This is a genomic window from Brevibacterium jeotgali, from assembly GCF_900169175.1.
Classification (GTDB): Bacteria; Actinomycetota; Actinomycetes; order Actinomycetales; family Brevibacteriaceae; genus Brevibacterium; species Brevibacterium jeotgali.
Map to the genome: position 1 here is coordinate 24010 of NZ_FXZM01000006.1, position 15782 is coordinate 39791.

16 protein-coding genes are annotated in these 15782 nt (G+C 67.9%); 4 read left to right on the plus strand and 12 right to left on the minus strand.

Annotated features, from left to right (window positions below; translation table 11 throughout):
* Window positions 1-3: 3 nt before the first annotated feature.
* From BJEO58_RS07320 to BJEO58_RS07340, 5 genes are all read right to left on the minus strand, one after another.
* Window positions 4-510, minus strand: coding sequence for a flavin reductase family protein (locus BJEO58_RS07320; RefSeq protein WP_101588833.1), 507 nt, complete (start codon window positions 508-510; stop codon window positions 4-6).
* Between the two features lie 68 nt (window positions 511-578).
* Window positions 579-1748, minus strand: a complete 1170-nt coding sequence (locus tag BJEO58_RS07325; protein WP_101588834.1) for an LLM class flavin-dependent oxidoreductase — start codon at window positions 1746-1748, stop codon at window positions 579-581.
* 99 nt (window positions 1749-1847) lie between these two features.
* Window positions 1848-2660, minus strand: coding sequence for a response regulator transcription factor (locus BJEO58_RS07330; RefSeq protein WP_101588835.1), 813 nt, complete (start codon window positions 2658-2660; stop codon window positions 1848-1850).
* A 171-nt stretch (window positions 2661-2831) separates the two neighbouring features.
* Window positions 2832-4196 carry a phosphotransferase gene (locus BJEO58_RS07335; RefSeq protein ID WP_180951868.1) on the minus strand — a complete coding sequence of 455 codons (1365 nt, stop codon included), beginning with the start codon at window positions 4194-4196 and terminating at the stop codon, window positions 2832-2834.
* A complete protein-coding gene (locus tag BJEO58_RS07340) occupies window positions 4189-5517 on the minus strand; it encodes an acyl-CoA dehydrogenase family protein (RefSeq protein WP_101588837.1) in 1329 nt (442 codons plus the stop codon). Before BJEO58_RS07340 ends, BJEO58_RS07335 begins: the two co-directional genes overlap by 8 nt.
* A gap of 347 nt (window positions 5518-5864) precedes the next feature.
* On the opposite strand from BJEO58_RS07340, the gene BJEO58_RS07345 reads away from it, so the two are divergent.
* A complete protein-coding gene (locus BJEO58_RS07345) occupies window positions 5865-6518 on the plus strand; it encodes a TetR/AcrR family transcriptional regulator (RefSeq protein ID WP_101588838.1) in 654 nt (217 codons plus the stop codon).
* Between the two features lie 50 nt (window positions 6519-6568).
* Here BJEO58_RS07345 and BJEO58_RS07350 read toward each other — a convergent pair whose 3' ends face one another.
* Genes BJEO58_RS07350 through BJEO58_RS07355 form a run of 3 tightly spaced genes read right to left on the minus strand, consistent with a single transcriptional unit; the run spans window position 6569 to window position 8589 of the window.
* The gene (locus tag BJEO58_RS07350) at window positions 6569-7216 is read right to left on the minus strand and encodes an anthranilate synthase component II (RefSeq protein WP_101588839.1); all 648 of its coding nucleotides are present in this window, start codon (window positions 7214-7216) and stop codon (window positions 6569-6571) included.
* Window positions 7217-7381 (minus strand): hypothetical protein, encoded by a 165-nt coding sequence (locus BJEO58_RS14965; protein ID WP_180951869.1) that lies wholly within the window; start codon window positions 7379-7381, stop codon window positions 7217-7219.
* Window positions 7381-8589 carry a class E sortase gene (locus BJEO58_RS07355; protein ID WP_101588945.1) on the minus strand — a complete coding sequence of 403 codons (1209 nt, stop codon included), beginning with the start codon at window positions 8587-8589 and terminating at the stop codon, window positions 7381-7383. Before BJEO58_RS07355 ends, BJEO58_RS14965 begins: the two co-directional genes overlap by 1 nt.
* A gap of 217 nt (window positions 8590-8806) precedes the next feature.
* On the opposite strand from BJEO58_RS07355, the gene BJEO58_RS15160 reads away from it, so the two are divergent.
* Window positions 8807-9577: a cell division protein CrgA gene (locus BJEO58_RS15160; protein ID WP_246075892.1), complete on the plus strand. Its 771-nt coding sequence runs from the start codon at window positions 8807-8809 to the stop codon at window positions 9575-9577.
* Between the two features lie 10 nt (window positions 9578-9587).
* Window positions 9588-10253, plus strand: coding sequence for a membrane protein YczE (gene yczE / locus BJEO58_RS07365; RefSeq protein WP_101588840.1), 666 nt, complete (start codon window positions 9588-9590; stop codon window positions 10251-10253).
* A gap of 175 nt (window positions 10254-10428) precedes the next feature.
* Here the strand turns inward: yczE and BJEO58_RS07370 are convergent, their stop codons facing one another.
* The 3 genes from BJEO58_RS07370 to BJEO58_RS07380 form a co-directional block, all read right to left on the minus strand.
* Window positions 10429-11610, minus strand: coding sequence for a pyridoxal phosphate-dependent aminotransferase (locus BJEO58_RS07370; protein ID WP_101588841.1), 1182 nt, complete (start codon window positions 11608-11610; stop codon window positions 10429-10431).
* A gap of 73 nt (window positions 11611-11683) precedes the next feature.
* Window positions 11684-12403: a rhomboid family intramembrane serine protease gene (locus BJEO58_RS07375; protein WP_101588842.1), complete on the minus strand. Its 720-nt coding sequence runs from the start codon at window positions 12401-12403 to the stop codon at window positions 11684-11686.
* Complete coding sequence (locus BJEO58_RS07380; RefSeq protein ID WP_101588843.1) at window positions 12400-12939, minus strand: peptidylprolyl isomerase; 540 nt, start codon at window positions 12937-12939, stop codon at window positions 12400-12402. The genes BJEO58_RS07375 and BJEO58_RS07380 overlap by 4 nt, the downstream gene beginning before the upstream one ends.
* Before the next feature lie 205 nt (window positions 12940-13144).
* Here BJEO58_RS07380 and BJEO58_RS07385 point away from each other — a divergent pair, with 205 nt between their 5' ends.
* On the plus strand, window positions 13145-13981 hold the full coding sequence (locus BJEO58_RS07385; RefSeq protein WP_101588844.1) for a hypothetical protein: 837 nt from the start codon (window positions 13145-13147) through the stop codon (window positions 13979-13981).
* 142 nt (window positions 13982-14123) lie between these two features.
* Here the strand turns inward: BJEO58_RS07385 and BJEO58_RS07390 are convergent, their stop codons facing one another.
* Window positions 14124-15719, minus strand: coding sequence for a PucR family transcriptional regulator ligand-binding domain-containing protein (locus BJEO58_RS07390; protein ID WP_101588845.1), 1596 nt, complete (start codon window positions 15717-15719; stop codon window positions 14124-14126).
* Window positions 15720-15782: the final 63 nt, after the last annotated feature.

The window sequence follows — 15782 nt, forward strand, 5'->3', positions numbered from 1 at the left end:
TCTTCAGCCAGCCATCGCGTCACTGCTGTGCAATGTCGCGTACCCGCCGCGGAAGAACACGAGGGGATCAACCTCTTCGCGGGCGTGCATCCCCTTGACCTCGCCGACGACGATCGTGTGGTCTCCGCCCTCATACTCGGCATGCAGAGTGCAGTCGATCCAGGCCAGGGCTGCATCGAGGATCGGATTGCCCCGATCAGATGGGCTGTGCTCGACGCCCGCGAATCGGTCGACACCCGTCTGCGCGAACGTCCGCGACACGTGCTCCTGCTCGATGCCGAGGATGTTCACACAGAAGCTGCCCGCCTCCTGGATCCGCGGCCAGCTCGTGGACGTCCGTGAGGGATTGAAAGTCACCAGCGGAGGATCGAGGGACAGCGACGTGAAGGACTGACAGGTGAAGCCCGCGGGCCCGGCATCAGTGGCCGCGGTGATGATGGTGATCCCTGAGCAGAAGCTGCCCATGATCTGGCGCATGCGCCGGGGTGATACGTCTGCGTGCTCATTCATCGGGACTCTTCTTCTCCTTTCTCCGCCCGATGCCCGCAGTCGTGGCATCGGCCGACGCAGGGGTCACGTCAGGATCTCCCGAGCTCGGCGTTGTACTTCTCCGTCATCTGCTCGACGGCTTTGATGTGCTCGGCCGTCTTGGCCCCGCGGACGGACTTCGCCCTCTCCGAGGCCTCGATCATCGGCTGCGCCTGACCCTGGAAGTGCGGCATGACGTCCTGTGCGAACAGCTCGAAGGACCGCTTCGTCGCTTCTGGGTTGGCCCAGTCATGGCCCTGTAGCAGCAGCGTTCCGAACCCGCCGGACTGATCGACCAGCTTCTGCACCTGTGCACGTGCCTGCTCGGCGGTGCCGATGACGCCCACGCCGGACGTGTTGATGAAATCGATCATCTCCGTGAGGTTGTCGCCGCGCACGTCCATCTGCGGGAAGGCGGCGATCTTCTGGAAGTAGTTGAACCAGAACTCGATGCCGTGCTCGACGTCCCTGTAGGCCTGCTCGACGGTTTCGGCGATGTGGAAGGGGCCGACGAGCCGCCACGTGGAGCGGTCGACCTGATCGGAGCGACCGGACTGATCCGCGAACTCGTTGAGCACGCCCCAGTGATGTTCCAGCGCGCTGAAGCCTTCCGGGTTCATCGTCGCCGCGATCGACATGAGCCCGATCCCCAGCTTGCCCGCCAACCGTGCTCCCGTCGGCGAGGCGACCGCCGCGACGGTGACATCGAAGAGCGGATCGGAGTACGGCGCCATCTGAACGCGTGCTTCGACGAGTTCGTGCGTCTTCGTCTTGGCCGACACCACCTCACCGCGCAGCAGCCGCATGATGATGTCGGCGTCCTCTGCCAGCAGCTCGCGCGTCTCGACCTGCGTCAACCCGAGCATCGCGGCATCAGTGGGCAGCGAGCCCGGGCCCATGCCCAACATGGACCGGCCACGTGTGAGGTGGTCGAGCATGATCATCCGATCGGCAACCCACAGCGGATTGTGGTAGCTCACTGAGGTCACTCCGGTGCCCAGTTTGATGCGCTGCGTGCGTTCGGCGGCCGCGGCGATCATGATCTCCGGAGACGCGTAGATCTCCGACCCCGCGGAGTGGTGCTCACCGAACCAGGCCTCGTCGTAGCCCAGCTTGTCGAGGTGCTCGACGAGTTCCAGGTCCCGCTGCAGGAGCAGGGTGGGGTTCTGCCCGGGGGTGTGGATCGGGGCGAGGAATGTACCGAACTTCAGTCGACTCATGGGAGCCCACCTTCCAGGTGATCGTCGTCTTTGACACACATCACCGTATGAGGCGCTCAGAGCCGCGGGTAGTCCTCGAAAGTGGACATCGGCACGCCGTCAGCGAGGTGGTTGCACTGCCACTGCGAGCATCGAGCGGTTGGTCATGCCGGTCGCCTCGAAGATCCTGCTGATGTACTTCTTGACGGTCATCTCCGTGACGCAGAGTCGTTCGGCGATCGCGGCATTGGTCAATCCGTGGCCGACGAGCTCAGCGACCTCGCGCTGTCGGGGGCTGAGCAGAACGTCGAGGTCGGGGACGACCTCAGCCCCTCCCATGGCGATCCCACGGGACCTCGCCTGCAGGTGCTTGGCGAGCGCACGCATCGCGATGACATCGGGACGGGTCCAGACGCGGTCCTCGTCGAAGAGGCCGAGGATCGCCTCCCCGTCGGAGAAGCGCAGGTGCAGTGCTGCTGCGGACCCGAGGCCATGGGGGACGAGCTGGCCGTACAGGTACTCCTGCTGTGCCTCCGGGAGGTAGGAGAGGTCCTCGAGCGTCACGAATCCGCTGCGCGTCAGGGCCTCCTGTGCAGTGGACAGGGCGAAGACATCCTTCTCGTACCAGTGCTCGTGATAGTTGCGCACCATATGGTCCGGTATGCCCTGGACGTGCGGGTCCGGGTCGGTGAACATCTGAGCGTAGGTGGGTCCAAAGAAGAAGGTCGAGCTGCGCACACGGAAGACCCGCGCAAGGGTTTCAACCATGGTCTCCTTGAACGGCACGCCGGCCGAGGTGTGATGGGCGGCTTCAAGCACGGTGAAGATCTGCTGGAGGTGGTCATGGGTGAGGACGTCCTGCCACGACTGGGTGCACTCCGCGGAGCGTCCTGCCCCAGCCTCGTCACCGTCGGTCTGCCCCGTGATCGTCATTGATCTCCCTTCGCAACGCGGTCCGCCCTCTGTGCTGCCCGGCTCCCCGCAGACGGAGAAGTACGCGCCCGGAGGGTTCACGGGCACCAAGGGGACCAGACCCTGGTCATCATCGTCCACTCCTTCGTGTCCGGATGGCGTGTTCGGTTCCCTGCCGGCGGGTACGGGGGATCACCGGCGGTCGGCGATCCGCTGCAGATGTCGCGGGTTCGACAGGGTGATCCGCTCGAGTACGGGCGCGACGACCGCAACGCGCACCTGCGGGTCGTCCGTGTCGACGGCGCCGGTTCGCACGGCCTCGGCCAGCTCCCGCTCTGTCGCGAAGCCCGCCGCCGCGAGCGCCCGCGACGATGCGTCGCGCAGCGCTGGACCGTGCTGCACGTCTCGCAGGACGGTGTCCAGCGCCGCCTTCTGCATCCGACCATCGTACGCCTGGCCGAAGGACTCCTCGAGTCCGCGCACCATCGTCTCCGTCGCCGAGGTGGCGGACACCTCCGATGTCGGGCCGCCTCCCGACGTCGGCGCGCTGGTCGGCAGGTCGACGCCGAGTGCATCAAGCACATCGGCCTCGCACTCCGCGAACCTCCGCCCGATGAGCGCGAGCTCCAGCGCTCGCTCCGGCTCCGCGTCGGCCCGCGCGGCCTGGCGGAGGCACATGACTCCCCATTTGACGATCGAGAGGATCTCCCACCATCGGACCGCGGCCTCGGCGACGGGTCGTCCCCCCGCTTCCCTGTAGCCTCGCAGCAGGGCATCCCGGGAGCCCACCCCGGCCGCTTCACCGGGCCCCCCGAACCGCCACTGCACGGCACACAGCCACCCGAGGTCCGACACCGGGTCCCCGATGTGCGCCAGTTCCCAGTCGAGGACCGCCGCGACCCGTCCGTCCCGCACCATCAGGTTCCCCATCCGCAGGTCGCCGTGCACGAACGTCGGCGCAGAATCGGGCTGAGGCGAGTCCGCCAGCTGCGAGAACGCGAGCTCGAAGGCAGGAGAGTCGACGCCGTACTCGCTGAACGCCGCCCGCCAGTCCTCGAGCTCGTCCGTCTTCACGTCGAAGAGTCCGTCCGGGACCTCCGCCCTATGCACCCGCGCGGCGATCTCACCCAGCCGCTGCGCGAAGGCCTCGCCGTCATGCCCGTGCTCACGGTCGAAGGTGCGGAGGATCCGACGAGGCAGGGATTCCCCCTCGACGAAAGACGTGATGAGATGCGGTGCTGCGATCGGGCCGTCACCCGTGTCGGCGAGGAGGACCTCCGGCACCGGCACGCCCGCGGATCCCGCCGCGCGGAACGCAGCGGCCTCACGCTCCATCCCCGTCGGGTCCGCGTCGTCGGTCGGCTCGGCACGGAGCACAGCGCGCTGCGGCGCACCGGCGACGGACGCCTCGATGATCTCGATCCTCTTGCTCGCACCCTTGCTCACCGGCGCGAGCGCTGTGACCGCTGCGGATGCGCCGAACGCGCGGGTCAGCAGGACGTCGTACGGGTGGGGATCACGAGCCTCGGTGTCGTCGCCCGGGGTCTGGTCACGCACCGGGCCCGCCCTGGTGTGCAGGTGCGGCTTCTGCGACGCCCTTCGGGGATCGCTGCTGCATGAAGCCGAACATATAGCCCGCGACGCGGCGCATCTGGATCTCATCCGCGCCTTCGGTGATCCGGTACCGGCGGTGGTGGCGGTAGATGTGCTCGAACGGCTCATGGCGGGAATAGCCCAGACCGCCGAACACCTGCATCGCCTGATCCGCCGCATCGCAGCACAGGCGATTCGACCGGTAGTTGCACATGGAGACGTGGTCCGACGCGGAGAACGCCCCCTTCGTGTCCATGTTCCACGTGGTCTCTCGGATCAGCGCGCGCAGCATGGTCGCCTCCGACTGGAGCTCCACCAGCGGGAACTGGATCGCCTGGTTGACCGCCAACGGCTTCCCGAACGGGCGACGTTCCACCGCGTATCCGACGGCCCGGTCGATGCAGTACTGGGCGGCACCCAGACTCGCAGCCGCCTGCCGGATGCGGTTCTCGTTGAAGAAGTGCTGGACGACCTGCAGGCCGCGTCCGACCTCGCCGAACACCGCGGAGTCCGGTACGCGCACGTCGGTGAAGCCCACATGAGCGTGATCCGACGGCATGTTGAAGGTCCAGAGGTACTCCTTGACCTCGAAGCCCGCTGTATCCGTGGGGACCAGGAAGCACGTGATCCCCGTGCCATCGCCGGCCTCTCCGGAGGTCCGCGCGAAGACCAGGTCATGACTCGCGGTGTGCACACCCGTGTTCCACGTCTTCTCTCCGTTGATGACCCACCCGTCCCCGTCACGGGTCGCCGTCGTCTCCATGTGCGTGGCGTCGGACCCGTGCGCCGGCTCCGTGATCCCGAAGGCCATCGACCGCTCACCGGCCGCGAGCGGTTCGATCCACTCCGCCTGCTGCTCCGGTGTGCCGTACTCGACCATCAGCATCAGGCCGATGTTGTTGCCCACCACGGAATGCTCGTTCTGCAGATCGTTGTGCAGGCCAAGCCCCTTGACCGCGAGGTGCTCCCGGATCACCGCCATGTCGTAGATCGATCCGTTCCGACCGCCGAACTCCTCCGGCAGCTGATAGCGGAAGAACCCGGCGGCATCAGCCCGCCGCCTGGCTTCGGCCAGCAGCGCCTCCCATCCCTCGTTCGGAAGACCGCCGCGCTCCCAGTCCGTCCGGGCATCCTCACGCCGATGGTCGAAGAACCGGATGTTGTCGTCCTGCTGTTCGAGCGGCTTGATCTCCGCGTCGATGAAGGCGTCCAGCTCGGACAGGAACGTCGTGAGGTACTCCGGAATCTCGTGGAGGGGGACGAACTGATGCGATGCGTGCGTCACGGTGGTGGCTCCTCGCCTCGATGCGGTCCGAACGCATACAGGGACGACGTCCTCCGGCGGCGGGCAGCACCACCGGAAAGCGCCCGAGCCCCCTCGCTCGGTCTGTGAAGATCAGCGCCCTGATCGCCTGGTCACCATCATGGATCGTTGCAGACTGCAGGAGTGATCATATGATCAGAGCGAATCCTCGATCAGGGTACGCCGCCGGCAGGTCAAGGGCAAGCAGTCGCCCCGGAGCAGTCTGCGGCCGATCATCCCGCAGGAGGGGACGGTCATCATCTCGATAGACTGGACAGCAGCGTCGACGTGCTCCGGCGCCCTCCATCCCCAGCGAAGGTCCCGACCCCATGACTGAAGCCGTCTTCGGCGCCGCCCACGACTCCGACGACCTGCGTCGCCGCTTCTCGGGCGGTGTCCTGCGCGGTGAGGACGATGCCATGATGCAGCGCATCCTCTCCGCCGCGGTCGAGGCCTTCGCGGAGAAGGGCTTCAACGGGACCAACATCCGGGACATCGGCGCACGGGGGCGGATGAGCTCCGGCTCCCTGTACAACCACTTCGACTCCAAGGCCGACATCCTGGCCACGATCATGCTCCGCGGCATCACGAACCTCGTCTCGCTCAGCGAGCACGCACTGACGCGGGCCGGAGACGATGCCCGCGCTCAGCTCGATGCACTCGTCGAGGTCCATGTCGGCCTGCATGCCGCATACCCGCGCGAGAGCGCGATCGGCAACGCGGAGCTCCGCAGCCTCCACCCCGACGCGCGCTCCGCCGTCGTCGACTATCGCGACCGGCAGGAGCGCCTCTTCCTCGCGGCGATCCTCGCCGGAGTCGATCAGCAGGTCTTCACGACGGACGAGCCCAGAGAGGCGGCACGCTTCGTCATCGTCGCGTGCACGGGCATCGCGCGATGGTTCCGAACGGGACACGGGACATCCGTCGACACGATCATCACGACCTACCAGAAGCTCGCACGCAGCACGGTCGGCGAACGGTGATCGCAGACGTTCCCGCTCCGACCCGCTGCACACGGCCCGTCGCGGCTCGCTCAGACCTCCGCTGAGACCACCGGCGTCCGTCCGCGCGCAGCCTCGACCGCCTCCGGCATCCCCGCCATGGCGAGGAAGTTCCCGACCATGAGGTAGCCGTCCTGGGTGAGCACCGATTCCGGGTGGAACTGGACACCCGCAAGAGGTGCGCTCCGGTGCTGGACGCCCATGACGATCCCGTCAGGCGTCTGCGCGGTGATCTCGAAGACGTCGGTGTCGATCGTGTCGTCGACGATCGACAGCGAGTGGTAGCGCGTCGCCGTGAGAGGGCTGCGGCACCCGGCGAACACGCTCGTGCTCCGGTGCTCGACCTCTGAGGTCTTGCCGTGCATGAGGACCGGCGAATGCGCGACGGTCGCCCCGAACACCTCGCCCAGGGCCTGGTGTCCCAAGCACACTCCGAACAGGGCCGTACCCGTCCTCGCCGCCTCGCGGATGAGGCCGGGGCAGATCCCGGAGTCCACCGGCGCCCCGGGGCCCGGCGACAGCAGGACCCCGTCGTGGTCTGCGAGCAGGGCGGCGGCCTCGGCGTCGGTCACCTGGTCGTTGCGCACGACCGTCGTCGTCGCCCCGAGCTCCTCGACATAGCTCACCAGTGTGTAGACGAAGCTGTCGTAGTTGTCCACGACCAGGATCCTCGCGCCCATCTAGCCACCCTCCTCGATCGTCGCGTCGTTGAACGGCATGAAGGGCGCGACCACGGGGAACACGTACTCCATGAGCAGGTACACGGCAGCCGCGATGAGGATGAGGCAGAGGATCAGCTTCACGATCCACGGTCCCGGGAGGGCGCGCCACAGCAGCGAGTACATCAGGCATCGCCTCCGACCTGCTCGTAGGCGGGCGAGTCGGCGATCGAGGCGGGCGCCCCATCGCCCGCAGGCGTCCAGTCCGTCAGCTCCGCGTACGCGACGTAGCGCTCCCGCGCAGAGAACATCGGATTGCAGGCAGTGAGTGTCATGATGCGGTCCTTGCCCTTGTAGTCGGGCATCGTCGGGACGGCGGCGAGCACTTCCGTCGCGTCCGGGAGGACGATCTCGAAGTTGCGGAACGTGTACGTGTAGAACCCGTCACCGGTCTGGACGACGATCTCGTCGCCGGGGCGCAGTTCGTGGATCTGATTGAGCGGCTTGCCGTAGGTCACGCGGTGGCCGGCGACGGAGAAGTTCCCGACCTCGCCCGGCATCGCGGAGCTCGGGTACCGTCCCACGCCCATTCTGTTGAGGACGGGCTCCATGGACACGCCCTCTGCGACGGTCCGGTAGTAGGACTCCCCGAATCGCGGGACGTACATGATGCCGAACCCGGTGTTCTCGTCGACGGGGTCCGCGACGACGGGCGTGTCCGGGTCGTCGGGCAGCTCGTTGTCGGGGTTCTCCTGCCAATCGGTGATCAGCTGGTCCGCGAGCACCTCGTTGTCCCTGTTGGCCGCGATGTCGGTCCACCACAGCTGCCATACGACGAAGAGGATGAGCACCATCCCGGCCGTGATGCAGAGTTCGCCGAACGCACGGATCGTGCCGCGGACGGGGCCCAGCGGTTCGTACTCGGTCTTCCGCCTGCGGTCTGTTCGTCCGGCTCCCGCCGCCGAGGCCGTCGCGGCACTCCTCGCGTCACCCCTCTCGCCGGGCGCGGATGCGGAGGCCGCGAAAGCGGACTGCGCCGTGCTCGGCCCCCGCACGGTCCCCTGTCCCTGCGAGGTCGACCACCCGTCGGTGGACCCGGCCGACGGGAAGGTGGGGGTGTAGGGCGCCTGCGCGGGGGAACCCTGAGGAGCGGCGGGGTGGTGCGCCGGCCCGGAACCGGTGCGGCCCGGCGCGCGGGAGGCCGGTCGGATGACCGGTCGCTGATCGCCCGCGGGGGCGGGCTGCTGCTGTGCACCGGCCTGCTGTGTACCGGCGTGCTGTGCACCGGCGTCCGGGCGGCTCGGGGCCCGTGGATCTGCGGCCGGGCCGGTGGTGCGGGCGCTTTCGGCAGCCTCGGCGGCACGCTCGCGCTCACGGCGCTCACGCCTCGTCATCGGCTGGTCCACATCAGCCCCCTCCGGCTTCCATCCAGCGGTCCTCTGCCCAGCGCCTCCAGCACGATGCGGGTCGGAGTGGGCACACCTCGCCCATGATAGACGCAAGCGCGGACGTCCTCTGCGCGCAGAGGGAGCTCGGGAGCTAGACTGGCCAACGATCATCAGCCTGAGACACCACCACGGTCGGACTGCAGCCGACCTCCCGAGGAGAGACGTGGCCAAGTCGAATCGCACGAACCGGGTCCGCCGGACAGCCGACTCCGCGGAAGACCAGCAGGAAACCGTCGGCACGGAAGCCTCCGACCTCCCGGTCGAGGAGGTCGACGCCGAGGAGGCCGGGCTGGACGCCCACGACCTCCCGGGCACGGAGTCCGCACCGGCGGAGACGGACGCTGTCGTCGACTCGGGGAAGACCTTCCCCGAGGAGTCCGGACCCGCAGCGGCGGAGACATCGGAGTCCGCGGCATCTGACGAGGACGACGACGCCGTCTCCACGACGTCTGACGCAGACGAAGACGACATGGATTCGGCGACGGATCCGGAGGCGGAGACCGCGTCGCCGAAGAAGTCCTCGAAGGCGGACTCCGCGTCCACGAAGGACTCCACAGCTCCTGAGAAGTCCACGGCTGCCGAGGCGTCCGGAAGCACGACGGCGGCGGCACGGAATCGCAAGGCGGCGGCCTCCACGACCACCGGCGCGAAGAAGAGCGGCAAGAACTCGGCGAAGTCCGGCGATCCCGCGAAGCGCGCAGCGAACCGCAAGACGGCTTCGTACACGAGCACCCCCGGCACGCAGACGATCAAGCCCAACGCCCGCTGGTTCGTGCCCGCCATGGTCACGGTCCTGCTGCTGGGCCTCGCGTGGCTCGTCGTCTTCTACGTCTCCAGCGGCGCCTACCCGGTCGGGGCGTGGGGCTACTGGAACCTCGGCGTCGGCTTCGCGATCCTCGTCGTGGGCCTCGTGATGTCGACGCGCTGGCGCTAGTCGAGCGTCAGTGAAGTCCACCGGCAACTTCAGACTGCTGGGCAGCCACCCCCTGTGGATCCGCCTCGTCACCCTCTACGGAGGGCTCGTCCTCTTCGGCGCATCGGCGGGGCTCGTCATCGAGTCCCGCCTGGGCAACTTCCCGTGGGACGTCCTCCACGAGGGCGTCGCGATCCGCCTGGGCGGGTTCGGGCTCTCGGTGTCCGTGGGCGTCATCGCGATCATCGCGTCCTTCGTCATCCTGTTCCTGTGGATCCCGCTCAAGCAGCGGCCGGGACTCGGAACGGTGTCGAACGCGGTCCTCGTCGGCGTCTTCATGGACGTGACGATGGCGATCGTCCCCGATCAGGACTCACTCGCGATCCGCATCGCCCTGCTGGTGTCCGGCATCGTCCTCAACGGCATCGCCACAGTCCTCTACATCATCCCGAACTTCGGGCCCGGCCCGCGCGACGGGCTCATGACCGGCCTGGTGCAGCGCACCGGGAAGCCCGTGTGGGCGATGCGCCTGTCCGTGGAGATCTCCGTGCTCATCGCAGGATTCCTGCTGGGCGGCACGTTCGGCGTCGGCACGATCGCCTACGCGGTGGGCATCGGATACATCACCCAGTTCTTCCTCATCCTGGCGGAGAAGCTCCTGGGCCGCGCGGATCCCCTCACGACAGACGCGGACTGACCGCACCGACGCGGACTGACCGCCCTTCTGCCTCCGCACCCGCCTCTTCCACACACTCGGTGGACAGTCACCCGGACGAACTGCTAAGCATTCGGCCACACGTCTGTGACCAGCAGAAACACACCGATGTTGTTCTATCCACGGCTGTGGAGAGGGCTGTGGATAACTCTGGGAATCACGACACCGAGGCCATGAGCGCGGCGATCCCGTCGACGCCCGCCGTGATGGTCGCCTCATCCGTCGCGTAGGACAGCCGGATGAATCCCTCACCGCCCCCACCGAACGCCGTCCCCGGGATCACCGCGACCCGGTGATCGATCAGCAGGCGCTCCACGAACTCGTCGCTGGTCAGTCCCGATGCGCGGATGTCCGCGAAGACGTAGAACGCCCCGTTGGCACCCGCGCAGGACACACCCGGGATCGCAGACAGCCCGTCGACGATGAGGTCGCGCCGTGAGCGGTACGACGCCACCATCGCGTCGAGCGCGTCCTGCGGTCCGGTGAGGGCCGCGACCGCCGCCTTCTGGACGAATGCGGGTGAGCAGGACGTGACCCCCTCCTTCATATGGGTCGTCGCGGCCAGCAGGTGCGCCGGACCCACGATGTAGCCGACCCGCCAGCCGGTCATCGCATAGGACTTCGACAGGGATCCGACCATGAGGAAGTGCTCGAAGTCCGGCACCGCCTGAGCGATCGACACGTGGCGGACGTCGTCGTAGACGATCTGCTCGTACACCTCATCCGAGACGACGATGAACGAGTGCTCGCGGGCCAGCTGCGCGATCCTGACGAGCTCCTGCTCCGGCACGACCGCGCCCTGCGGATTCGCCGGCGAATTGAGGATGAGCGCCTTCGTCCGCGGGGTGAGCGACGCCTCGACCTGATCAGCGGTGAGGGTGAAGCCGTTGTCCTCCGTGAGCGGGACATCGACGGCGCGCGCTCCCATCAGGTGGATCTGCCCCTGGTAGTTCGCATAGGACGGATCGGTCACCAGCACGTCGTCGCCGGGGTCCACCGCCGTGCGCAGGGAGAGGAACATCCCCTCCTGCCCGCCCACGGTCACGACGACGTTCTCCCGCGTCAGCGCACGGCCCCACTGCTGTGAGTACAGGTGGGCCACTGCGTCGCGCAGCTCCGGGATGCCCGCATTGGGGGTGTACCGCGTGTCCCCGGCGCGCAGGGAGTCGACCGCGGCTTCCACGATGTGCGCCGGAGTGTCGAAGTCCGGCTCACCCACCGTGAGCGATGCCACGCCCTCGAACTCCGCGGCACGCCTGAACACCTGGCGGATGACGCTCGCGGGATAGGACTGCGCCATCCGCGAGGCGGAGGCGCCGGCGGGATCGTCGTGACTCATCCTTGAATCTCCGTTTCTGCCCGTGCGGGTGGTGAAGGGCTCCCCACCACGCTATCCGACGACCAGCAGGGCCTCACCCCGTCATGAGGGCAGAGGCCCGCAGCCCTGGCAGCACCGCGACGATCATCGTCGCGAGGAGGACGCCGGCCGCCGCCCAGAACCACACGGTCACAGCACGATCCCGCGTGGGGTGCTGCCCACCGCGCCGCGGCAGCAGCGCCGCGCACCCCAGGGCGAAGCCGACCACTACGCCGCCCGTGTGCGACTCCCACGAGATGCCCGGCGACACGGCGCTGTAGATGACGTTGAGGACCAGGAAGACGGCAGCACCGCCCCAGTTCCGATCGAGCGAGCGGGTCGGTGTGAGGACGACTCCCAGCAGACCGAACAGCGCTCCCGAGGCACCCACATGCAGGGAGAACCACCCCGGCTCGTACGGCGCGGCCAGCAGCAGCACCGCGGCGGACCCGCCCAGCCCGGACAGCAGGTAGACGGCCAGGAAACGAGCGTGGCCGAGCGACCGCTCGACGAAGGACCCGAACAGCAGGACGCCCACCATGTTGAAGAGGAGGTGCAGCATGTCCGCGTGGACGACCATGACGGTGAGTGCACGCCACGGTTCCGCCGCGGACAGGAGCGGACTGAAGCCCAGGAGCCTGCCCGGTTCAGCCCCGGGGATGCGGCCGACAAGCCAACAGGCCACCGTCACGATGACGATGGCCTGTGTGACCGGCGCCCCGGCCAGGATCCCCGTGCGGGGGCGCCTGGCCGGTGGCGGAGACGGGTGGGTCACGCCTCGACGATCTCCACGGACTCCATGACGATGGGCTCCTGGGGACGGTCCATCGCACCGGTCGGAGCGGCGTTGATCGCGTCGACGACCTTCTTCGACTCCTCATCGACGACCTCGCCGAAGATGGTGTGCTTGCCGTTGAGCCACGACGTGGGCACCGTGGAGATGAAGAACTGCGAGCCGTTGGTGCCCTTGCCGGCACGCAGGCCGGCGTTGGCCATGGCCAGCAGGTACGGGCGATCGAACTGGAGCTCCGGGTGGATCTCGTCGTCGAACTCGAAGCCGGGTCCGCCGGTGCCGGTCCCCAGCGGGTCGCCGCCCTGGATCATGAAGTCCTTGATGATGCGGTGGAAGCCGACGCCGTCATAGAAGCGTCCGGTCTTCTTCTCGCCGGTCTCCGCGTCGACGTACTCCTTGTCGCCCTTCGCGAGTCCGACGAAGTTGGCGACGGTCTTCGGAGCGTGGTGTCCGAAGAGCTCGATCGTGATGTCGCCCTTGGTGGTGTGCATGATGGCCTTGCCAGTTGAAACAGTCATGCCCTCATTGTTCCATGAGCCGCAGACACGGAACCGCCCGATGCGCACCCCGACCCGACGTGCATCCCGACGTGGGTGCCCGCTCCCCGGACCATGACAGTACGCCCACAGTCTGATCAGTCGGCGATATCGGTGCTTCCGGACTCGACACCACCCCATAGACTGTGGGCGACGAAGTATTCTGCCGACCACCTCGGAGGGTGAGATGTTCAAGAAGAGGTCCCAGCCGAAGACCTTCATCGACGAATTCGGTGAGAGGCTCCACTCCGTGGGTGACGTGGTTCGCGAATCGTCGGCTCAGGCCCTCGAAGCATCCGGCCCGTACCTCGAGCGCGCGAACGCGTGGCTCAACGAGGCCTCCGATGCCGCCGCACCGCGCATCCGCGAGGCCAGCGGCCGCCTGCAGTCCGCTGCAGAGACCGTCCGCCCCCACGTCGAAGGCGCACTCAGCGACGCGAAGTCGAAGTTCGACGACGCGCGTGCGACTGCGGGGAAGGAGTACGAGGCCCGCGTCGCACCTGCTCTCCGCGAGCAGTCCGCAGAGGCGGAGAAGCGTGCCCGCGACATCGCAGAACGAGCCGGCGTGAAGGCGTCGTCCGTGGCGGGCCTGCTCGCCTCGACGGAGACCTCCAAGGGCTTCGAGGACGCGGTCACCCGCTTCACGGGCGACAAGAAGGCCGTGAAGAAGGCTCGCAAGGTCCTCAAGAAGGCAGGCTCAGACCTCGAGAAGCGCACTGCGCAGAAGTCCTCGGGCGGAGGCAAGTGGTTCTGGATCGTGCTGGGCGTCCTCGGACTGGGCGCGATCGGCTTCGCCGTGGCGCGTCGTCTGCAGCCCGTCGAGGATCCGTGGTCGACCCCGCTGCCGGGCAACCGTCCTGCGGATGCCCGTCCGGTCGGCTCCACACCTGCCTCGGACGTGCCGGCGAACGAGTCCGTCACGAGCCAGGTCCCTGTTCCCGCTGCGGCAGTCGCACAGGCGGAGGCCGAAGGCATCGACGTCGACGGAGAGAACGAGGACGACGAGGACTCACAGACCCGCTGAGTCCGACTCGCTCACCGCATCACCGCTGTGCCCGGGGGATCCGCTCCCCCGGGCACAGTCATGGACAAGGACGATCATGTACGGGCACAGTCATGTGCGTACACCATCATGTGCGGGCACAGGGTGCGCTGACCCCGGCCCCTCATCCCCGCGTCCGCCACCAGAGCACAGCGGTGTGCAGGGACGTCCGGGACTCGGCATCGTCCAGCGAGACCCCCAGCATCGTCTCCACCCTCTTCACCCGCGCATAGACGGAGGGCCGGCTGAGCCCCAGCGCGTCGGCGATCGCGGACTTGTTCCCGCCCTCCCGCAGGAACAGCTCGAGGAAATCGACGTCTCCCCGCGCGCCCTCGGCAGTGAGAGGCCCCAGCTCCGACTCCGCGAACGCGCGCAGGCGCGCATCGTCCCGCAGAGCGGAGACCAGCCCCCGCAGCCGCACGTCCGCGAAGCGGTAGAACGGTCGATCGCGCACGGACATCGTCGCAACGATGTCCGCGACCTGCACCGCATGCTCAAGATCGCGCCCCGCTTCCAGGAGCGTGTCCGCCCCACCCCCGGCACCGACGCTGTACCGCTCCCCCGACTCCTCGCCCAGGCGCCGGAACACTGCCGCGAGGGTGTCGTCGACCTGCTTCCCGCTGCAGCCCACGACTCCGACGATCATCCCCGACCGGCGGCCGCCCGCGATGACGGTGGCCCCGGCGTGCTTCGCCGCGGCGACGAGCTCGGTGCGCACCGCCTGCTCACGCAGCTGGAGGGACGTGATCCCCTCCTCCACCACCTCGGGGGCGGAGATCCGCACAGCGATCGGCACATATGTGCGCGCGTGTCCGAGTCCCAGTGAGCGCGCTCGGACACGCGCCTCCTCCTCTGACAGGTCGCTGGAGCCCATGAGCTCGTGGACCAGAGCGTCCGCCGCGTGCTGCAGCAGGTCCCGCTCGTTCTGAGTCGCCATCCGCACGAGCGTGACGGCCTGTCCCGCCCGCTCCAGCACCTCGCCGGCGTGGTCGTCCTCTGCCGCGGCGAACGGAGCGAGGAGCCGGCCCCACCGCCTGCCGCGCATGCCCACGGTCACCTGCTGGCGGGTGGGCAGCGGCCACTCGTCGAGCAGCTCTCCCGGCGAGGACGCTGCAGGGTTGAAGGCGAGTACTCGGTGGGCGGCATCCTCCAGGACGACCGCCGATCCGAGGAGCTCCGCCGTCGTGTCGACGATCAGCTGCTCATCGGCGCTGCGGAGGCTCAGGTCGGTGAAGACGTCGTGGACGCGCCGCGCACGCTCGACGCGGGCCAGCTGCTCCCCGATCAGCAGTCGATGCGCCGCCTGCGTGACCCGGACGTAGCGCGCCCGGGCCGCGAGCACGATCACGGGGAAGTCCAATCCGGCGACGGCCTCTGTGAGGACGTCCCGATCGATCGTGGACGGCCGCCCCTCCTCATCGACGATCTCGATGATGAACCCGGCGGCCCCCGCCTGATCGAGCCGTGTGAGGAAATCGCGCGTCCGCGCCGGTGACTGCCGGAACATCGTCCCGCTGCTGAGGATGAGCTCCCCGCCCTCCAGCAGGGACGGAACCTCTTCGGTCTCCGCGATGTGCACCCAGCGCACAGGGCGGTCCAGGCGGTCGGAGCCGCTCAGGACCTGAGGCCGCGCTCCCCGGATCTCATCGAGATGGAGGATCGAACGGACTGTCACAGCAGGTGAGACGGACGCCTCGGGAACGGCGGGGAACGAGTCCATACCCCGAGTTTACAGATCGTCAACTTCAGGCCTCCACGATTCACACTCTGCATCTGGCGCGCA

Bases quoted from the DNA above. Each gene is read 5' to 3' on its own strand.
- BJEO58_RS07320 (WP_101588833.1), bottom strand. From the start codon at position 510: ATGAATGAGCACGCAGACGTATCACCCCGGCGCATGCGCCAGATCATG.
- BJEO58_RS07325 (WP_101588834.1), bottom strand. From the start codon at position 1,748: ATGAGTCGACTGAAGTTCGGTACATTCCTCGCCCCGATCCACACCCCC.
- BJEO58_RS07330 (WP_101588835.1), bottom strand. From the start codon at position 2,660: ATGACGATCACGGGGCAGACCGACGGTGACGAGGCTGGGGCAGGACGC.
- BJEO58_RS07345 (WP_101588838.1), top strand. From the start codon at position 5,865: ATGACTGAAGCCGTCTTCGGCGCCGCCCACGACTCCGACGACCTGCGT.
- BJEO58_RS07350 (WP_101588839.1), bottom strand. From the start codon at position 7,216: ATGGGCGCGAGGATCCTGGTCGTGGACAACTACGACAGCTTCGTCTAC.
- BJEO58_RS14965 (WP_180951869.1), bottom strand. From the start codon at position 7,381: ATGTACTCGCTGCTGTGGCGCGCCCTCCCGGGACCGTGGATCGTGAAG.
- BJEO58_RS07355 (WP_101588945.1), bottom strand. From the start codon at position 8,589: ATGACGAGGCGTGAGCGCCGTGAGCGCGAGCGTGCCGCCGAGGCTGCC.
- BJEO58_RS07370 (WP_101588841.1), bottom strand. From the start codon at position 11,610: ATGAGTCACGACGATCCCGCCGGCGCCTCCGCCTCGCGGATGGCGCAG.
- BJEO58_RS07380 (WP_101588843.1), bottom strand. From the start codon at position 12,939: ATGACTGTTTCAACTGGCAAGGCCATCATGCACACCACCAAGGGCGAC.
- BJEO58_RS07385 (WP_101588844.1), top strand. From the start codon at position 13,145: ATGTTCAAGAAGAGGTCCCAGCCGAAGACCTTCATCGACGAATTCGGT.
- BJEO58_RS07390 (WP_101588845.1), bottom strand. From the start codon at position 15,719: ATGGACTCGTTCCCCGCCGTTCCCGAGGCGTCCGTCTCACCTGCTGTG.